Annotated in this window: 15 protein-coding genes; 11 read left to right on the top strand and 4 right to left on the bottom strand. The window is 71.5% G+C overall.

The genetic code is table 11. From position 1 onward, the window contains the following. Positions 1-16: 16 nt before the first annotated feature. The 4 genes from WMF20_RS42505 to WMF20_RS42520 form a co-directional block, all read right to left on the bottom strand. Positions 17-1,213 (bottom strand): metallophosphoesterase, encoded by a 1,197-nt coding sequence (locus WMF20_RS42505; protein WP_437607402.1) that lies wholly within the window; start codon positions 1,211-1,213, stop codon positions 17-19. A gap of 115 nt (positions 1,214-1,328) precedes the next feature. Continuing rightward, positions 1,329-2,042: a hypothetical protein gene (locus WMF20_RS42510; RefSeq protein ID WP_437607403.1), complete on the bottom strand. Its 714-nt coding sequence runs from the start codon at positions 2,040-2,042 to the stop codon at positions 1,329-1,331. A 472-nt stretch (positions 2,043-2,514) separates the two neighbouring features. Next, positions 2,515-4,620 (bottom strand): hypothetical protein, encoded by a 2,106-nt coding sequence (locus WMF20_RS42515; protein ID WP_437607404.1) that lies wholly within the window; start codon positions 4,618-4,620, stop codon positions 2,515-2,517. Between the two features lie 87 nt (positions 4,621-4,707). Continuing rightward, positions 4,708-6,759: a SpoIVB peptidase S55 domain-containing protein gene (locus WMF20_RS42520; RefSeq protein ID WP_437607405.1), complete on the bottom strand. Its 2,052-nt coding sequence runs from the start codon at positions 6,757-6,759 to the stop codon at positions 4,708-4,710. Between the two features lie 141 nt (positions 6,760-6,900). Between WMF20_RS42520 and WMF20_RS42525 the strand changes: the two genes are divergently transcribed. The 11 genes from WMF20_RS42525 (at position 6,901) to WMF20_RS42575 (ending at position 18,535) form a co-directional block, all read left to right on the top strand. Continuing rightward, positions 6,901-7,143: a hypothetical protein gene (locus tag WMF20_RS42525; protein WP_020740621.1), complete on the top strand. Its 243-nt coding sequence runs from the start codon at positions 6,901-6,903 to the stop codon at positions 7,141-7,143. Between the two features lie 11 nt (positions 7,144-7,154). Continuing rightward, positions 7,155-8,135, top strand: a complete 981-nt coding sequence (locus WMF20_RS42530) for an aldo/keto reductase (protein WP_437607406.1) — start codon at positions 7,155-7,157, stop codon at positions 8,133-8,135. Further along, positions 8,132-8,959, top strand: a complete 828-nt coding sequence (locus WMF20_RS42535; RefSeq protein WP_207217637.1) for a phytanoyl-CoA dioxygenase family protein — start codon at positions 8,132-8,134, stop codon at positions 8,957-8,959. Before WMF20_RS42530 ends, WMF20_RS42535 begins: the two co-directional genes overlap by 4 nt. Before the next feature lie 312 nt (positions 8,960-9,271). Then, complete coding sequence (locus WMF20_RS42540) at positions 9,272-9,967, top strand: cytochrome c3 family protein (RefSeq protein WP_129579597.1); 696 nt, start codon at positions 9,272-9,274, stop codon at positions 9,965-9,967. Continuing rightward, positions 9,964-12,960 (top strand): TAT-variant-translocated molybdopterin oxidoreductase, encoded by a 2,997-nt coding sequence (locus WMF20_RS42545; protein WP_437607407.1) that lies wholly within the window; start codon positions 9,964-9,966, stop codon positions 12,958-12,960. The genes WMF20_RS42540 and WMF20_RS42545 overlap by 4 nt, the downstream gene beginning before the upstream one ends. Beyond that, positions 12,957-14,390, top strand: a complete 1,434-nt coding sequence (gene nrfD / locus WMF20_RS42550) for an NrfD/PsrC family molybdoenzyme membrane anchor subunit (RefSeq protein WP_129579599.1) — start codon at positions 12,957-12,959, stop codon at positions 14,388-14,390. The genes WMF20_RS42545 and nrfD overlap by 4 nt, the downstream gene beginning before the upstream one ends. Then, positions 14,380-15,147 carry a DUF3341 domain-containing protein gene (locus WMF20_RS42555; RefSeq protein WP_437607408.1) on the top strand — a complete coding sequence of 256 codons (768 nt, stop codon included), beginning with the start codon at positions 14,380-14,382 and terminating at the stop codon, positions 15,145-15,147. Before nrfD ends, WMF20_RS42555 begins: the two co-directional genes overlap by 11 nt. Beyond that, the gene (locus WMF20_RS42560; protein ID WP_437607410.1) at positions 15,144-15,749 is read left to right on the top strand and encodes a c-type cytochrome; all 606 of its coding nucleotides are present in this window, start codon (positions 15,144-15,146) and stop codon (positions 15,747-15,749) included. The genes WMF20_RS42555 and WMF20_RS42560 overlap by 4 nt, the downstream gene beginning before the upstream one ends. Next, positions 15,746-16,951: a hypothetical protein gene (locus tag WMF20_RS42565; RefSeq protein ID WP_437607411.1), complete on the top strand. Its 1,206-nt coding sequence runs from the start codon at positions 15,746-15,748 to the stop codon at positions 16,949-16,951. The genes WMF20_RS42560 and WMF20_RS42565 overlap by 4 nt, the downstream gene beginning before the upstream one ends. Before the next feature lie 10 nt (positions 16,952-16,961). After that, positions 16,962-17,693: a hypothetical protein gene (locus WMF20_RS42570; RefSeq protein ID WP_437607412.1), complete on the top strand. Its 732-nt coding sequence runs from the start codon at positions 16,962-16,964 to the stop codon at positions 17,691-17,693. Then, entirely contained in the window at positions 17,693-18,535 is an 843-nt protein-coding gene (locus WMF20_RS42575) for an SCO family protein (protein WP_437607414.1), read from the top strand. The genes WMF20_RS42570 and WMF20_RS42575 overlap by 1 nt, the downstream gene beginning before the upstream one ends. Positions 18,536-18,548 lie beyond the last annotated feature (13 nt).

Raw genomic sequence — 18,548 nt, forward strand, 5'->3', positions numbered from 1 at the left:
CACTTGTCGGGCGCCGCTACGCCACGGCCTCCGTCACGGCGGCGCCCTCGAGCTCGATCAACGAGATCTCGGACGGCGCGCCGACGCGCATCGGCGGACCCCAGTAGCCCGTCCCGCGGCTCACGTAGATCTGGCTCTCGCCGTGCGAGGACAGGCCGGCCACGTAAGGCTGATCGAGCCGCACGAAGAGGCCCCAGGGGAAGATCTGACCGCCGTGGGTATGGCCGCTGAGCTGGAGGCCCACCCCCCGCTCCGCGGCCTCGAGGATCTGCTTGGGCTGGTGCGCGAGCAGCACGAGCTCGCGCGAAGGGTCGCGCCCCGCGAGCGCGCGGCCGAGATCCGGGCCGTGGCCGCGGCCCACGCCGCGCGCGCTCCAGTCGTCGACGCCGGCCAGATCGAAGCCGTGCTCGACGTCGCCGATCGAGACGCGCTCGTTGCGAAGCACCCTCACCCCGAGCCGGCCGAGCTCCGCGATCCACGCCTCGACGCCGGAGTAGTACTCGTGGTTGCCCGTCACGAAGAAGACCCCGTGCCTGGCGCGCAGCTCGGCGAGCGGCGCGGTGTGCTCGCGGAGCTCCTCCACCGAGCCGTCGACGAGATCGCCCGTGATCGCGATGAGATCCGGCTTGAGGGCGTTCACCCGCGCGACGACGCGCTCGAGCCACGCGCGCCCGATCGTGGGGCCGATGTGAAGGTCGGTGAGCTGGACGATCCGGAAGCCGGACATGGCCGTGGGGAGGCGGCGGAGGCGGACGCGCACCGGGCGGACGGCGACCTCGCCGAGGGCGCTCGCGGCGCCGGCGAGGCCGAAGCCCACGGCGAGCGCGCCGGCCGTGCCGGCGATGGCGCGGGAGAGGAACGTGCGGCGATCGCCGTCGAGCGGCTGGTTCAGGAGCGCGGTGACGCCGTGGGCGCCGAGGCGAACGACCTCCGAGGTGAGCAGGAGGAAGAAGAGCAGGACGGCGAGCCCGACCCACGTGTAGACGACGCCGGCGACGACGCCGCCGATCTGCCGGGGCAGCGCGCGGCTGAGGAAGAGGCCGAGCGGCACCAGCGCCGCGAGCACCACCAGGGCGACGCTGCCGATGCGCTGCCAGAGCGGGCCGAGCTCGGGCGCGCGGACCAGGCGCTGCCAGAGGTAGTAGTGAACGCCTGCCACGATGGCGCTGAAGATGCCGATGAAGAGGACGAAGGAGAGGAGGGGGCGCTGCACGCGTCCAGCATGACCACGGCCGGGCGCGCCCGCCGCTCCGATCACGCCGGAGCGCAGCGCGCCAACACTTTTTCACGAAGCGACCCCGGCCGATCGCGACCCCGGTCGGTCGCAGCTACATCGTGCTGACGCACACGCCGAACCCGGGGGGGTAGACCGTGCTGCCGCCCTGACACTTGGCGTTCGTGCCGCAGTCATGCGATCGGCCGTCGATCCGGCAGAGCTGCTTGCACTGGTTCGTCAGCATCGAGCACACGAAGCCGGGCGCGCACGGGCAAGGGTCGTCGGCTCGCCCGTCGCCGGGCACGACGCAGCTCGTCGTGCCGTCCTCGCGGACGATCGTGCAGGTCAGGCCCGCAGGGCACACGCTGTCGTCCAGGAGCTCGCAGCTCGTCGCGGGGACGCAGACCGGGATGGAAACCGGGGTGTTCCCCTCGGCGAGCGATTCGGCCATCGATCGCTCGTCGCAGTACGTGCCCGGCGCGCAGCTCTCGACGTTGCCGCAGCAGTACTGCCGGCACACCCCGCCCTGCCCGTCGGCCGCCGCACACCCGAGCCCGGCAGCGCAGTCCATGCCGCGGTGGCACGGGCCGCCCGCCGCGTAGCGGCCCACCGGCCGGCAGCTCGGGATCGCGTCGCCTTCGCCGAGCACGAGCTGGCAATGCAGCGGCTGCGCCGTGGTGCCCCCCGTTCCGGACCCTTCACCGCCGCTGGACGAGCACTCGGTCGGATCGCCCCCCGGCGTGCAGCCGTCGCCGCACAGGTGCGCGAAGCGCGTGTAGGGGTCCGGCGACGCCGTTGGCCCCGGGATATCGACGCTCTCGTCCACGCCGCCGCCGCCGCCGCCCGCCTGCGGAGGGGTGCCGCCCGATCCGGCCGTCGCGGCCGACCCGCCCCCGTCCCCGTATCCCGATAAGAACCCCCCAACCCCCCCATCATCGCTGGGCTCCCCGCCGGCGGAATCGTCCCCCGACATCCCGCACGCGGAGACCGCAAACGCCGAGATCGCAGCGAGACCGTGAACCAGAAGGGCGCGGGGGGAGCTCATTCCAGAGGCACGAGAAAAGGACAAGCGGAGTGAGCGTATCATGTCGTCCTCGGGTATCCACAGAATGTGCCGTCCAGGGGGTGTGCTCTCCAGGACGCAGGAGCCCCCGTGGACGGGACGTCAGACCGCATGTTCCCGCGCGCGCGCCGAGCGCGGGTGCGCCTCGCCTGCAGGCGCTCCTGGCGCAAGCATGACGCCCATGTCGCGCCGAGCGCTGCGCAGGGCGATCGGCGAAGGCGGCATGGGACGGCGGCTACCGCGCCTCGATGTCGCGGGTGACCACGTTGCCCGCGCTGTCGTAGGCGCGCACCGCGAGCAGGTGCGATCCAGGCGGCACGACGGCGCTGAGGTCCGCCTCGAACGGCTCCACCGGCTCGTCGAAGATGCCGTCGCTCGGGAAGATGGGCCGCCACTCCTCCAGGCCGGCGATCGAGACCTCGATGCGCGCGACCGGGCCGAGGCCGTCCGCCACCTCGCCCGTGAGCCGGCGCCCCTGCAGCGAGAGCGCCCGGAACACCGGCGGCGTGTTGTCGACGAGGACGGTGCCGGACTCGAGGCTATGGCGCTGGGTGCGCTCGGGCGGGTTCGCCAGCTCGTCGCTCGCCTCGACGAGGATGCGGTACTCGCCCTCGGGGAGCGCGGTCGTGTCCCATACGTGCTCGGCGCGCGTCACCTTCTCGCCCGGCTTGAGCATGCTGCGCCAGGTCGACTGGCCCTCCATGCGGTACGAGAGGCGATAGCGCAGGTCGTCCTGATCGGGATTGTCGACCTTCCACGTCAGCTGGAGCGCGCTCACGGGCTTCGGCGCCTCCCCGCCGGACGGCGGGAGGTTCGTGCGAGGGGGCTTGGTCTGCCCCTTCGGCGCCGCCTCGATGGAGGTGACCACGGCGCGCGCGTTGTCGGTCACGAACGAGAGCTTCACCTCGCGGAGCGCGGCGCCCGGATCGCGGCTCCAGCGCGCGCGGATCTGGACGAAGCGCGCCGGCGGGCTCTTCGTGTCCCCCGGGGCGGCGAGCGCCGGGGACCACGGGCTCCAGGTGCTGTCCGGCGTGTCGGTGTTCCCGCTGCGCGTCTCGAGCTCCAGCGCGCCGTCGGAGCGCCACGTCAGGCGCCCGAACGTGGCCCGCAGCCCGGCGTCGAGCACCTTGCTCGTCCACACCGCCGAGGCGCCGCCGACGCCCTTCACCTCGTGGAAGACGGCGGGGTCGGTGGTCGCGACGAACCTGCGATTCCCGGCCATCATGAAGGCGCCGACCTGGCGCTCGTCGGTGTCGGCGACGAGCCGCGCCACGTGGTTGTCGCTCACGGTGTAGAGCTGGCCCTCGGCGCCGGTCCCGACGTAGGGCATCAGGTCGTCGCCGAGGCCGAGCGAGACGTAGTGCGTGTCGTCGTCGCTCATCATCTTCTCCGCGACGCCGCTCCGATCGAAGCGCACGAGCACGCCCTTGCCGGGCTTCGGCGCCCGCGTCGGCTGCGGGGTCGGCGGCCCGCTCCGGTTGCGCTTCGGGGGGGCGAACGCCTCGGCGTACTTGTTGGCGATGGCGTAGACCGCGCCGCCCTTCGCGCCCGGCGCGATCGCGATCGCCTTCACGTCGTCCGCGTCGAAGTCGTGGAGCACGGTCGCGCGGCCGGGCGCCGTGAGCTTGTAGAGGAGCGCCTTGCCGTTCGAGCCGGCGTAGACGGCGCCGTCGTCCGCGACCGCGACGCACATGAGGTGCGGCTCGTCGCTGTCGAAGTACACCTGGGCCTTGCCCGCGGCGTCGACGCGGAACAGCCTGCCCTCGGACCCGGTCGCGGCGTAGAGCGCCTTCGCCTTCGGGTCGTAGGCGAGCCCCCACACGTCCTCGGTCTGCGGGAGCTCGGCGAAGAGCTTGGCCGGGCCGCCGCCGCCGGCGCCGCGCGGCAAGCGGAAGAGCTTGCCCTCGGGGAACGTGCCGGCGATGACGTCGCCGTCGAACGCGAGCGCGAGGGCGCTGACCGCCATCTGCCCGGTCGTCGCCGCGAGCGTCACCCGGCCTCCCGAGACGCTGTAGATCTTCCCCTCGTTGCCCGTGCCGAGCAGCACCGTGCCGTCGGGCAGCACCACGGAGCTCCAGACGGAGGTCGCGTCCGGCAGCGGCGTCGCGCCGAGCGTCAGCCCGGCGCGCACGGTGCCGTTCGAGTCCACGCTGACCCCGGTGAGATCTCCGCCCTTGAGGTCCTCGAGCGACTTGAGCTCGAAGCTGCGCGTGCCGACCGCGTGGGCCGGGAGCGCCACGAGCCCCGCGGCGGCGAGGACGGCCGCGAGGAGCCGGCGCGGCGAGGGGAGGGCGGGAGGGCGTGACGAGAGGGGACGGGCGGGAGAGCGCTCTATGCTCATGGATCGCAGGAGGAGGGGGGTCAGGGCGGAGATGGATCGCAGGAGGAGGGGGGTCAGGGCGGAGATGGAGGCGGGCGGCCGCGCGGGTCAGCGAAGGATAGGCCGGACCGCGACGCTCACGGTGTCTTTCCCGACCATAAACCGCTTGAGGGAGATCGGCACCTGCACCTGCGCGCCGAAGGTCTCGGGCGCGTCGGAGTCGGAGCTCGGGCGCAGCGTGTCCATCGCGCCCGGAGGGAGCCTCGAGGCGACCTTGCCGCGGTACGCGGCGCCGTTCTCCCGGAGCTTGAACGTGGCGACGACGCTCTCCGCGTCGTGGTTCTGGAGCGGCAGCATCGCCACGAGCTCGGCGACGTTGTTGGGGGTCGCCATCGGGCGCTCGACCTCGTACCCGGGCGAGAGCTCGATGTCCACCTTGCCGCCGGCGAGCTCGCGCGGGATCGGCACCTCGATGACGCGCGACTCCAGGGGGCCCTGGTGGGGCTGGAGATCCAGGCGGATGCGCGCGGGCGCGCCCGCGTCGATCTCGGGCTCGAGCACCTTGGCGCCGCGCAGGAGGACGACCTCGCGGTCGAACGTGACCTTCACGCGGGTGTCGACGCGCTCGATCGCGACCTCCTCCCACGGGTTGTTGAGGAGCGCCCCCATCGACCGGACGAGCCGGCTGCGGACGAAGTCGTCGGAGGTGAGCGGGGCGCCGTTGCCGGCGCCGAAGTCGACGAGCGAGATCGTGCCGTAGCGCCCGATCTTCACCTGGCTCACCGCGCGCCAGGTCATGTCCCGCCGCTCGGCCGTGGTCGCCTCGACGGCGTTGCCGAGCGCCATCGACACGAAGGAGGGCGCGAGGAACTGGTCGTGCGCGACCTCCACGTTCCACGTCGGGTGCGGGGCGCCGTCCACGCCGTCGATCTGGACGCGCATCGGGAAGACCGGCGCCTTGGCCGCGCTGTCGACCACGATCGCGGCCTGCCGATCGTTGACCAGCGAGCCGACCGTGCGCACCGCCTCGCCGATCTTGAAGCTGCGGTTCTGGCTCGCGAGGATCCAGTGGACCTGGGCGATCGCGGTGGGGAGGTTCGTGACGCCGCCGTTCATCATCGGGTGGCCGAACGCGACCAGCTTGTCGCCGGACACGCGCGTGACCGTGCCGATGCCCATGGCGGAGATGTCGCCGCGCACGAGCTCGACGCCGATCGCGCCCCCGTCGACGTACTTGGTCGGCGCGCCCGGATCGGGGTTGGCGGACGAGCCGCCGCCGGCCTGCATCGGCTCGAGCCCCATGGGGCCGAGCAGGTCGCTCGCGATGCGCAGCGACGTGCCGCCGAGCCCGCCGAGCATCACCGGCGTCGAGGCGCGCGCGAGGCTCGTCGCCTCGGGCGGGGCGAGCGCCGGCGCGACGCGCGCGGCGATCTGGCTGGCGTGGCCGGCGAGATCGTAGGCGTCGACGGGCCCCGCGAAGCCGCGGCCCCCGTGCAGGCGGGCCGGCGCGGCGGGCGGCGCGCCGCCGTTGCCGCGCGGCGCGCCGCCGTTGCCGCGCGGCGCGCCGCCGATGGCGCTCACCGGGGCGGGCAGCGGGCCGCCGACCTTCGGGGCGATCGCCCGCGGGAGCGGCCGCGCGAGCTCGTCGAGCATCGACTTGATCGGCGTGACGCCGGCGATCGCCTCGGCGCCGAAGAGCCAGCCGTACGCGTAGGCGCCGATCATCTTGCCGTTCAGGTAGATCGGGCTGCCGCTCATCCCGGCCACGGTGCGGGCGACCTCGAGGCGCGGGTGCTGGGTCTTGATGAGGATGAGGTCCTGGTTCGGGCGGAAATTGCGGAGGGTGGAGATGACCTCGACGTCGAACTTCTCGGGCGTGGTGCCGGAGAAGACGGTGAGGCCGTATCCCTTCATGCCCGGCTTCACCTCGGCGATCGGCAGCGTGTCGGGCGGCGTGGAGATCGCGTGCGCGGCGCCGAGGCCGACAGCGATGCTGCACGCGGCGCCGGCGAGCAGGCTCATGGGGATGAGGCGCGCCTCGCGCTCGACGAGGGCGCGGGCCGCCCCCGCGATCGCCGACCCGAAGCGGATCGCGAGCGGGACGGCGCGCGCGGCGAGGAAGGAACCCGGACGAAAACACGGTATGTCGCGCAAGGGCACGGGCCAAGCTTAGCCCGGATTTGCTAGCGCGACAGAGCCGGGGCTCGCGGGGCGCGGGAGCGTCGCCGGGCCGCGCTCTCCACGTTCCTACGTCGCTGATTTCCAGGGGCGTGGCGCGCCGGTGACGCTAGGCTTCGCCCCGTGAAGGATATCGCGGCGACCGCGACGCTCATCCTGGCGTTCGCCACCTGGGTCACCACCCACGTCGCGCTGGCAGCGCGGCTCGTGCTCCGCAGCGAGCCCCGATGGCGCGGGCTCGTCGCGCTCGTGGTGCCGCCGCTCGCGCCGATGTACGGGTTTCGGCAGGGGTGGCGCCGGATGAGCACCCTGTGGCTGGTGTGGCTCATCGTGTACGTGCTCGCGCTCCTCGTCGCGCGGGCGTGATGAGGGCGGGCGTGATCTCGGACGAAATGGCTGGAATGACGGCGAAGCGGCGCCCGGGCGCGCCGCCCGCGCTCGTCGTCGGCACGATGAACTTCGGCGGCCGCACGCCGCCCGAGGAGGCCGAGCGCATCGTGGGCCGCGCGCTCGAGCGCGGGATCGCCGCGTTCGACACGGCCAACCTCTACCAGGACGGCGCGTCCGAGCGGATCCTCGGCCGGGCGCTGCGCGGCCGCCGGGCCGAGGCGCAGATCGCCACCAAGGTCGGCCTCCGCCGCGTCCGGGGCAAGGCCGAGGGGCTCGGGCGCGCGCAGGTGATCCGCGCCGTCGAGGAGAGCCTCGGGCGCCTCGGCACCGACCGCGTCGACGTCTGCTACCTCCACGCGCCCGACCCGGAGACGCCCGTCGAGGAGACGCTCGCGGCGATCGATGCGCTGCTGGAGCAGGGGAAGATCCTGCGCTTCGGGGTCAGCAACCACGCCTCGTGGCAGATCCTGGAGATCATCGCGCGCCGCGACGCCGAGGGGAAGGCGCGCCCCGCGGTCTCGCAGGTGCTCTACAACGCGCTGATCCGACAGCTCGACCTCGAGTACGCCGCGTTCGCGCGGCGGTACTCGGTGCCCACCGCGGTGTACAACCCGCTCGCGGGCGGGCTCCTGACCGGGCGGCACGCGGGGCCGGACGCGGCGCAGGCGGGCTCGCGCTTCGAGGGCAACCGCCTCTACCAGCGCCGGTACTGGAGCGCGCGCATGTTCGAGCTCGCCACCGGCTACGCGGCCGTGGCCGCCGACGAGGGGATGAGCCTGCTCGCGCTGGCGTACGCCTGGCTCGCGGGGCGCGAGGTGGTCGACTCCGTCCTGGTCGGCCCGGTTCGGGCCGAGCACCTCGACGCGGCCGCCGACGCGATCGCGCGCCCGCTCTCGCCGGAGGCGGCGCGGCGCATCGACGCGCTCTACCGCGATCACCTGGGCACCGACGCGAGCTACGCGCGATGAGCGACGGCACCACGAGCGATCGCGCCACGAGCGGCCGCGCCGACGGCTTCCTGCTGCCCGAGGCCAGGGCGCTCGACCTCGCGGGCCCCCTCGCCGACTACGCCGCGCGCGGGTACGCCCGGCTCGGGCGCGTGATGACCGACGCGGGGCTCGCGGCGCTCCGCGCGCGCTCGGACGACCTGATGCTCGGGCGCGTGACGTACCCTGGGCTCTTCTTCCAGCACGACGCCGCGTCCGGACGCTACGAGGACCTGCCCTACGGCAAGGGCTACGAGGGGCCGAGCACGTCGTACCGGAAGCTCGAGAAGCTCGAGAAGGACCCGCTGTTCCTCGCCTGGATCGAGAACCCGCTCTTCGAGCGGATCGCGCGCTCGCTCATCCAGGGGGAGATCTCCATCTACCGGGCCGTGCTCTTCAACAAGGCCGCGTCCGGCGGGACGCCGCTGCCCTGGCACCAGGACGGCGGCAGCTACTGGGGGCTGGATCGCGACCCGGAGCTGCAGATCTGGACGGCGCTCGACGACGCCCCCGCGGACGGCGGCTGCGTGGAGGTGCTGGAAGGCAGCCACCTGGGCGGGCTCGCGACGCCGCTCGGCGGCGTCGTCCCGGGCGCGGTCGTGCGCGCGGCCGACGCCGACGCCCGCAAGATCGCGCTGCCCGCGGCCGCGGGCGAGGCCCTGCTGATCCACAACTACCTCTGGCATTGCTCCGGGGTGAACCGGAGCGGCCGGCCGCGGCGGGCCGTCACCGTCTGCTACATGAGCAGGGCGACCCGCTGCCTCAGGAAGAAAAGGGCGCCACGCGCGTTCACCCCGGTGTTCTGAGCTCTCCCCCGGGAGGGCAGGCGCGGCGGCCCCTCCCCGACCGGCCGCCGCCCTCCCCCGGCACGCGCTTCGCCTGACGTTTCCGCTCCTTTTTCGATCGAGCGCCGGGCCGGCGTCGCCCGCCCATCCGTAAGGGCAAACCCCAGGAGCCGTGGCAAGTTGCCGCACCCAGCGGCGACCTGCCGCGCCGTGGGGCCTCAGTTATCCACAGCGGCAATCTGCCGCGGTCACGCGGCACTTTGCCGTCTTGTCGCACCCCGCCAGCAAGCCATAACTGGGCCGCGCGTCGCTCCCGACGCACCACACAACCCTATGGCTCGGTTCCTGTTCCCACGATGGGCCAACAAAGTGGTGCCCCTGGGGCTGCTCTTCGGAGTTCTGCCCCTCGGCGCCGCTGTGATCGGCGGATTCTGGTACTACGGTACCAACAAACACCTCGAGGTCGGGTATCAGCCGGATCAACCGGTTGACTACTCGCACAAGCTGCATGCCGGCGACCTCGGTATCGACTGCCGCTACTGCCACAACACAGTGGAGGTATCCGGCTTCGCCGCCGTTCCACCGACCGAGACGTGCATGAATTGTCACGCCAAGGTGCGGAGGGACAGCGAAAAGCTTCTGCTCGTGCAGGAGAGCTGGGCGAACGATCAACCCATTCCCTGGGTGCGCGTCCACAACCTGCCCGACTATGCCTATTTCGACCACTCAGCCCACCTCGCTGCAGGGGTCGGCTGCGTGAGCTGTCACGGCCGCGTCGACCAGATGCACAAGGTCCGGCAGGTCGCGCCGCTCTCGATGGGATGGTGCCTGGACTGCCACCGCAATCCGGGCCCCCACCTCCGCAACCCCGCCGACGTCACCAAGATGGATATGGCGCCCTCGACGGCCGTCATGGCGGGCGCCGGGGTCCCCCCGAACCCGGAACCTTATCAAGATCGCGTGCCAGCGGTCACTACCTCCGGGCGGCAGGTGCAGGCGCCGCTCCACTGCTCGGGGTGCCACCGATGAAACGAACTCCCCTCCCCCTCGCCCAGGACATCTCTGGAAAGACCTACTGGCGCAGCTTGAACGAGCTCGCCGGCTCGCCCGATTTCGTCGATGCGCTCGGGCGCGAGTTCCCTCCGGCCGCGTTCGAGCCGCCGGAGGGCGTCGGGCGGCGCACCTTCCTCAGCCTCATGGGCGCGTCGCTCGCCCTCGGCGGCCTCGTGGGCTGCCGCAGGCCCGTCGAGCAGATCCTGCCGTACTCGCGCGCCCCGGAGGACGTCATCCCCGGCCAGCCGCTCTTCTTCGCGACCGCGCTGCCGATGATGGGCACGGCCTTCGGCGTCCTCGTCGAGAGCCACGAGGGGCGGCCCACCAAGATCGAGGGCAACCCGAAGCACCCCGAGAGCCTGGGCGCGACCACCATCTACACCCAGGCCGCGGTCCTCGACCTCTACGATCCCGACCGCAGCAAGTCGCCGCGCGAGGGCGCCGCCGAGAAGTCCTGGGACGACGCGGCGGCGTTCCTGCGCGAGCAGGGCGACAAGCTCCGCGGCCGCGGCGGCAAGGGGCTCGCGATCCTCACCGAGGCGCACAGGTCGCCCACCCTGGCCGCGCGCCTCGCCGAGCTGCGCAAGACGCTCCCCGAGGCGCGCGTCGTCCGGTACGAGCCGTTCTCGCGCGACGCGGCGCGCGAGGGCGCGCGGCTCGCGTTCGGCAAGCCGCTCGAGACCACGCTCGATCTGGCGAAGGCGCGCGTCATCGTCGCGCTCGACGCCGACCTGTTCGGCACCGACGGCAGCCCCGTCAAGCAGGCGCGCGGGTTCGCCGCGGGCCGCGCGGTCGACAAGGACGCGAAGGCGATGAACCGCCTCTACGCGGTCGAGAGCACCTTCACGATCACCGGCGCATCGGCGGATCACCGGCTCCGGATCCAGAGCCGCAAGATCCCCGCCTTCGCCTTCGCGCTCGCCGCCGAGCTCGGCAAGCGCGGCGTCGCGCTCGACGCGGAGCTGCTGAAGGCGATCGAGGGCAAGGCCGGCGGGCTCGACGCCAAGGCGACCCGCCACGTCGCCGCCATCGCCGCCGATCTCGCGGCGAACCGCGGGCAAGGCGCGGTCGTGGCCGGGCGCTCGCTGCCGAAGGAGGTCCACGCCCTCGCGCACCTCATCAACCTCGCCCTCGACAACACCGGCAAGGCCGTCCGGCTCGTCGCGCCGTTCGACGAGTCGCGCGAGGGCCCCGAGGCGCTCGTCGAGCTCGCGCGCGCCATCGAGAAGGACGAGGTCGAGGCGCTGATCATCCTGGGCGGCAACCCGGCGTTCGACGCGCCCGCGGACGCGCGCTTCGCCGACGCGCTCGCCAAGGTGCCCGTGAGCGTGCACGTCTCGACGCACGTCGACGAGACGAGCGAGCGCTCCCGCTGGCACCTGAACCGCGCCCACCCGCTGGAGTCGTGGAGCGACGTCCGGGCGGAGGACGGGACGGCCAGCATCGTGCAGCCGCTCATCGCGCCGATCTTCGGCGGCAGGACCGACGCCGAGGTGATCGAGCTCCTGCTCGGCGGCTCGCGGACCGCGTACGACCTCGTGCGGGCGACCTGGATGAACGCCGAGGGCGCGAAGCGCACCGAGCAGGACGTCCGCCGCGCGCTGCACGACGGCCTCTTCGCGGGGACCGAGCTCGCGGACGAGCTGGTGACCGCGACGACGCAGGCCGCGGTCGACGCGCTGCGGGCGTTCGCGCCCGCAGCGGCCGAGGGCCTGGAGGTGACCTTCCGGCCCGACATGCACGCGTGGGACGGGCGGTTCGCGAACAACGGGTGGCTCCAGGAGCTGCCGCACCCGATGACCAAGCTCACCTGGGGCAGCGGCGCGAGCCTCTCGCCGTCCACGGCGGCGCGGCTCGGCGTGAAGGACGGCGACGTCGTCACGCTGTCGGGCGGCGGCGCGCAGGTCCGGATCCCCGTGGTCGTCGCACCGGGGCAGGCGGACGACTCGGTGGCGATCGGCGTCGGCCAGGGCCGGCGCGCGGCGCTCCGGGTCGGGCGCGGCGTCGGCGTCGACACGACCCCGCTCCGCAAGAGCGACGCCTTCGAGCTCGCCGGCGGCTTCTCGCTGGAGAGGACCGGCGAGAAGGTGGAGCTCGCGCGGACGCAGGAGCACTTCGTGATGGAGGGCCGCCCGCTCGCGCGCGAGGGGACGCTCGCCGAGCTCGAGCAGGACCCGGAGTTCGCGAAGAAGCAGGTCCACGTGCCGCCGCTGCTCAGCCTGTTCCAGGAGCCGAACCGCCGGCAAGGGCACGCCTGGGGCATGAGCATCGACCTCAACGCCTGCATCGGCTGCAACGCGTGCGTGGTCGCCTGCCAGGCCGAGAACAACATCCCGGTCGTGGGCGCCGACGGCGTGCGCCAGACGCGCGAGATGCACTGGCTGCGGGTCGATCGCTACTTCCAGGGGACGAACCCGGACGAGCCGGAGAGCATCCAGCAGCCGCTCCCCTGCCAGCACTGCGAGAACGCGCCGTGCGAGCAGGTGTGCCCGGTCGCCGCCACGACGCACAGCCCCGAGGGGCTGAACGACATGGCGTACAACCGCTGCGTCGGCACGAAGTACTGCGCCAACAACTGCCCGTACAAGGTCCGCCGCTTCAACTTCTTCGAGTACGGCCAGCCGGACTCGGAGTCGCGGAAGATGCAGTTCAACCCCAACGTCACCGTCCGCTCGCGGGGCGTCATGGAGAAGTGCACCTTCTGCGTGCAGCGGATCAACCACGCCAAGATCGAGGCGAAGAGAGAGGGGCGGGAGCACATCAAGGACGGCGAGATCGTGACCGCGTGCCAGGGCGCTTGCCCGACGCAGGCCATCATCTTCGGCGACCTCAACGACCAGAAGAGCCAGGTGTCCGTGACGTCTGCGAGCCCGCGCGGTTACCGGATGCTTGACGAGATCAACACAAAGCCGCGGGTCACCTACCTCGCCAGGATCCGCAACAAGAACCCGGAGCTCGCCGACGCATGAGCGCCACTGCACCCCTCCAGGTCGATCACCCCCGGATCTCCGACCGCGCCGCCCTCTTGGACGAGGCGCCGCTCGTGCAGGGGAAGGACGACTTCCGTTCCCTCACCGACAAGGTCGCGGGGATCGTGCTCAACAAGCCGCCCTCGGGGTGGCTCATCCTGTTCTGCCTCGCCGTCAGCCTCCTGCTCGTCCTCGGCGGCTCGCTCGTCCACCTCGTCGGGACCGGCATCGGTATCTGGGGGCTGAACACCACGGTCAACTGGGCGTGGGACATCACCGGCTTCGTGTTCTGGGTCGGTATCGGCCACGCCGGCACGCTCATCAGCGCCATCCTCTTCCTCTTCCGCCAGAAGTGGAGGACGAGCATCAACCGCGCGGCGGAGGCGATGACGATCTTCGCCGTCGCGTGCGCCGCCATCTACCCGGTGGCCCACCTGGGCCGGATCTGGTTCGCCCACTGGCTGTTCCCGATCCCGAACCAGATGAGCATCTGGCCGAACTTCAAGAGCCCGCTGCTCTGGGACGTCTTCGCCGTCTCGACCTACGCGACGGTCTCGGCCCTCTTCTGGTTCGTCGGGCTCATCCCCGACCTCGCCACGCTCCGCGACCGGGCCACGACGCGGACGAGGCAGATCGTCTTCGGCATCCTCTGCCTCGGGTGGCGCGGCTCGCACCGGCACTGGCTGCACTACGAGAAGGCCTACCTCATCTTCGCCGGCCTCTCGACGCCGCTCGTGCTCAGCGTGCACACGATCGTGTCGTTCGACTTCGCCGTCTCGATCGTCCCCGGCTGGCACACCACCATCTTCCCGCCGTACTTCGTCGCCGGCGCCATCTTCAGCGGGTTCGCGATGGTCGTCACGCTGATGGTGTTCGCGCGCAAGGCGTTCGGTCTCCAGGGCCTGATCACGATCCGGCACCTCGAGAACATGAACAAGGTGATCGTCGCGACGGGCACCATGGTCGGCTACGCGTACGGCATGGAGCTCTTCATCGCGTGGTACAGCGGCAACGCCTACGAGCGGTTCGCCTTCGCGAACCGCATCCTCGGGCCGTACGCCTGGGCCTATTGGACCATGGTGAGCTGCAACGTCATCTTCCCGCAGCTCTTCTGGTTCAAGAAGGTGCGCACCAGCATCCCCGCGATGTTCATCATCTCGATCCTGGTCAACATCGGGATGTGGTTCGAGCGCTTCGTCATCATCGTGACGAGCCTCCACCGCGACTTCCTCCCGTCCAGCTGGACCTACTTCCGCCCGACCATCTGGGACATGTCGACGTTCTTCGGCTCGTTCGGCCTCTTCTTCACCCTCTTCCTGCTGTTCGTCCGCTACCTCCCGATGGTCGCGATCAGCGAGGTGAAGGGGATCACGCCGGCGGCCGATCCTCACGGCTCGCACAGCAACGACGAGGCTCATCATGCAGCGTGACAGCGACCCTCCGAGCCGGAAGCGCTCCGGGGAGCCTGCCTCGGCCGAGGAGGCAGGAGAGCTCAAGGACTCCGATCGCGGAGGCCAGCCCGGCGACGAGCCGCAGGGCTTCGTGCCCAGGGACGAGGCGGAGTACGACGAGCCCCACGCAGAGGGGCCGCACGGGAAGGCCGTGCTCGGGGTCGAGCGCAAGCTGGAGCACCGGGCCGAGGAGGCAGCGGCCGCGGCGTCGTCGCCGTACGCGCTGATGGGCTACTTCTCGACCCCGGCGGACATCTACCACGCGTGCGAGGCGCTCCGGGACGCGGGCTACAGCCGCTTCGACGCGCACACGCCGTTCCCCGTGCACGGGCTGGAGAAGGCGATGGGGCTCAAGCCGACGCCGCTGCCGTGGCTCGTGCTCGGCGGCGGGGCGACGGGGCTCGTCAGCGCCGTCCTGCTCGCCTGGTACACGCAGCTCCACGACTATCCGCTCATCATCAGCGGCAAGCCGTCGTTCTCGTACCAGGCGTTCATCCCGATCTTCTTCGAGCTCACGGTCCTCTTCGCGGCGCTCACGTGCTTCTTCTCGCTCTTCGCGCTCGGGCGCCTGCCGTCGTTCTTCCACCCCACCATGACGCACCCCTCATTTCCGCGCGCGACCGACGACGCCTTCTTCATCAGCGTCGAGGTGAGCGACCCGAAGTTCGATGCCACGGAGACGCGCAACCTCCTCCAGCGCGTCGGCGCGCAGGGCATCAGGGAGGTCTCCTCGTGAAACGCTGGTGTATTCCCCTCCTCGTCGTCCTCGCCGGCTGTCGCGGACAGGCGAGCAGCGATCCGCCGATCCACGTCTTCGGGGACATGGACTGGCAGCCCAAGTTCCAGCCCGAGGAGGGCACGCGCCTCTTCGCCGACGGGCGGGCGATGCGGCCGCTCGTGCAGGGCACGGTGCACCAGGGGGCGCTCGACGAGAGCGAGGCCTTCCGCACCGGCAAGGACGGCGAGGCGTTCCTGGCGATGGCGCCCATCACCGTCGACGAGGCGGTGATCCGGCGCGGCCAGGACCGCTTCAACATCTACTGCGCGCCCTGCCACGACCAGAGCGGCAGCGGGCAGGGCATGGTGGTGAAGCGCGGGTACCCGCCGCCCATCGACCTCGCGTCCGACCGGGCGCGCGGCCTGCCCGACGGCGAGATCTTCAACGTCATCACGAACGGCGTGCGGAACATGCCGGCGTATCGGAAGCAGATCCCGGTCAAGGATCGGTGGGCGATCGTCACGTGGGTGCGCGTCCTGCAGCACAGCCAGCACGGCAGCATCGACGATGTCCCTGAGGCCCAGCGGAGCAACATCGCGAAGGAGAGCGGAACTCCATGAAGTCCCACGGAAGTGCTCTGGCCGAGGACGCGAAGGTCCTCGATAAGGCGGTCGCGAAGCGGCTCGTCTCGAGGAGCATGGTGCTCGCCGTCGTCGGCGTGGCGCTCTCGGCGCTGGCGGCGATCGTCGACACGAAGCGTTTCGCGTTCTCGTACCTCACCGGCTTCACCTGGCTCGTGACGATCGGGCTCGGCGCGCTGTTCTTCGTGATCATCCAGCACCTGACGCGCGCGCGCTGGTCCGCCGCCGCGCGCCGCCACATGGAGTGGATGAGCGGCGTCCTGCCGGCGTGCGTCGTGCTGTTCCTCCCGATCGCGGTGCTCGCCCACGACGTCTACCACCACTGGATGGGGCCCGAGGCCGCGAACGATCACGTGCTCCACGGGAAGGCGGCGTACCTGAACCCGACCTTCTTCTACATCCGCGCCGCGGTGTTCCTCGCGGCGTGGACGGGCCTCGCGCTCTGGTTCATCAAGACCTCCCGCGCGCAGGACGACAGCGCCGATTTCCGCCCGACCGCGAAGATGCGGGCCAGCAGCGCCCCGGCCGTCATCGTCTTCGCCCTGACCCTCTCGTTCGCGGCGTTCGACTGGCTGATGAGCATCGACCCGCACTGGTACTCGACGATCTTCGGCGTCTACGTGTTCGCCGGCGCGGCGACGAGCTCCCTCTCGGCGCTCGCGCTGATCACGATCGCGCTCCACAAGGCGGGGCTCCTGCGCAAGGTGAGCAACGTCGAGCGCCAGCACGACATCGGCAAGCTCCTCTTCGGCTTCGTCATTTTCTGGGCCTACATCGCGTTCTCGCAGTTCTTGCTCATCTGGTACGCCAACATCCCGGAGGAGACGATCTTCTATCGTCACCGCTGGGAGGGCTCGTGGAAGGTCGTGAGCCTGGCCCTCTTGTTCGGCCACTTCGTCGTGCCGTTCCTCGTCCTCTTGTCGCGGCACGCCAAGCGGAGCCCGCTGGTCCTCGGGGCGGCGTCGGTGCTCCTCCTCGTGATGCACTACGTCGACCTCTACTGGCTGGTCATGCCGAACGTGGATCACCACGGCGCGCACCTCAGCTGGATCGACCTCGCCGGACTGCTCGGCCCGCTGGGCGTGGGAGCCTGGATGCTCTCCCTTCAAGCGGCCAAGAGCCCGCTGTATCCTCTGAACGACCCACACCTTGCCGAAGCGGCTCGGATCGACAACCCGTAAGGAGCCGGCCATGAGCGAAGCGACCGACAACACTGCGACCGAGCACGCCGAGACCGAGCACGAGCGTGCCGAGGCGGATCGACCGCCGAACTCGCTCATCTTCGTGATCGTGATCGCCACGCTGCTCTCCCTCGTGGTGACCGTCCTCTTCGTGAACGAGGTCTTCAAGGCGACGATGGAGCGGGAGATCTCGAGCAAGGTGCTCGAGCCGCCGAACAGCGCGCTCCGCGGCCTTCGGGCCATGGAGAAGGAGCGCCTCAGCCACTACCAGTGGGCGAGCGAGAAGGACGGCGTCGTCCGCATCCCGGTCGACGAGGCCGTGGGGCTCACGCTGAAGGCCTACCAGGAGAAGCGCATCGGGCAGCCGCTCCCCGGCGCGAGCGCCGCGCCCGCGCAGGCGGCGCAGCCGGGGCAGCCCGAGAGCGGCACGAAGCCCGACGAGGCCGCGGCGCCGAACGCCGAGAACGGCGCGCCGGCCCAGGGGCAGGACGCGGCGAAGCCCGGCGACAAGGACGCGGCCAAGCCCGCCGACGCCAAGCCCGCCGACGCGCCCAAGCCCGCCGACGCCAAGCCCGCCGACGCGCCCAAGCCCGCCGACGCCAAGCCCGCCGACGCGCCCAAGCCCGCCGACGCCAAGCCCGCGCAGCCTGGCGGCGCGGCGCCCAAGCCCGCCCAGCCCACGCAGCCTGGCGGCGCGGCCCCCAAGCCCGCCAGCCCGGCGCCGTCCGCTCCGGAGCAGTGATGTCTCGCCCGCTGTCCGCCCTGCTCGCCGTGCTCGCGCTCGTGGTGGCCACCATCACCCCGGCGCGGCGCGCGCGGGCGGCGGACACAACCATTCCGACCGAGCTCGCCGGCATCGACATCGAGGAGCGGCCGGGCGCTCAGCTGCCGCGCGAGCTCAGGCTCCGCGACCAGTCCGGGCAAGAGGTCGAGCTCGGCCGGTACGTGGCGGGCGACAAGCCCCTCGTCCTGGTGCTCGGCTACTACGAGTGCCCGATGCTGTGCTCGCTGGTCCTGAACGGCGTCCTCCAGGCGATGAAGGAGAGCGCCTGGAGCGCCGGCAACGAGTACCGCGCCCTCGTCGTGAGCTTCGATCCCCGCGACACGCCCGAGGCGGCGCGCAAGAAGCGGGCGAACTACATCGAGGCCTACGGCCGGCCCATCACCGGCGACGGCTTCGACTTCCTCGTCGGGGACGAGGCCTCGGTGCGGGCGCTCGCGAGCGCCGTCGGCTTCAACTACCGATGGGACGAGACGACAAAGCAGTACGCGCACGCGGCGGGCGCGTTCGTCTTCACCCCGGACGGGCGCCTGTCGCGCACGCTGTACGGCATCTCCTTCCCACAAAAGAACTTCGGCCTCGCGCTGCGCGAAGCGGGCAGCGGGCAGGTCGGGAGCGCCTGGGATCGGGTGCTGTTGTTCTGTTTCCATTACGATCCCAACGCCCGAGGGTACGTCCTGGCGACGCAGCGGCTGATGAAGGCCGGCGGCGTCGTCACGGTCGTGCTGCTCGGGCTCTGGCTGTTGCGCTTCTGGCGGACTGAACGCGCCCGCACGAGGGCGCGCGTAAACGAGGCTTCCTAGGGACACAAGGTGG

Source organism: Sorangium sp. So ce834 (assembly GCF_051521425.1).
In the GTDB taxonomy this organism is placed as follows: Bacteria; Myxococcota_A; Polyangia; order Polyangiales; family Polyangiaceae; genus Sorangium; species Sorangium cellulosum_D.

Excerpts from the sequence above, each read along its gene's own strand:
- WMF20_RS42545 (WP_437607407.1), top strand. The coding sequence starts at position 9,964 with ATGAAACGAACTCCCCTCCCCCTCGCCCAGGACATCTCTGGAAAGACC.
- WMF20_RS42540 (WP_129579597.1), top strand. The coding sequence starts at position 9,272 with ATGGCTCGGTTCCTGTTCCCACGATGGGCCAACAAAGTGGTGCCCCTG.
- WMF20_RS42515 (WP_437607404.1), bottom strand. The coding sequence starts at position 4,620 with ATGAGCATAGAGCGCTCTCCCGCCCGTCCCCTCTCGTCACGCCCTCCC.
- WMF20_RS42535 (WP_207217637.1), top strand. The coding sequence starts at position 8,132 with ATGAGCGACGGCACCACGAGCGATCGCGCCACGAGCGGCCGCGCCGAC.
- WMF20_RS42565 (WP_437607411.1), top strand. The coding sequence starts at position 15,746 with ATGAAGTCCCACGGAAGTGCTCTGGCCGAGGACGCGAAGGTCCTCGAT.
- WMF20_RS42555 (WP_437607408.1), top strand. The coding sequence starts at position 14,380 with ATGCAGCGTGACAGCGACCCTCCGAGCCGGAAGCGCTCCGGGGAGCCT.
- WMF20_RS42570 (WP_437607412.1), top strand. The coding sequence starts at position 16,962 with ATGAGCGAAGCGACCGACAACACTGCGACCGAGCACGCCGAGACCGAG.
- WMF20_RS42575 (WP_437607414.1), top strand. The coding sequence starts at position 17,693 with ATGTCTCGCCCGCTGTCCGCCCTGCTCGCCGTGCTCGCGCTCGTGGTG.
- nrfD (WP_129579599.1), top strand. The coding sequence starts at position 12,957 with ATGAGCGCCACTGCACCCCTCCAGGTCGATCACCCCCGGATCTCCGAC.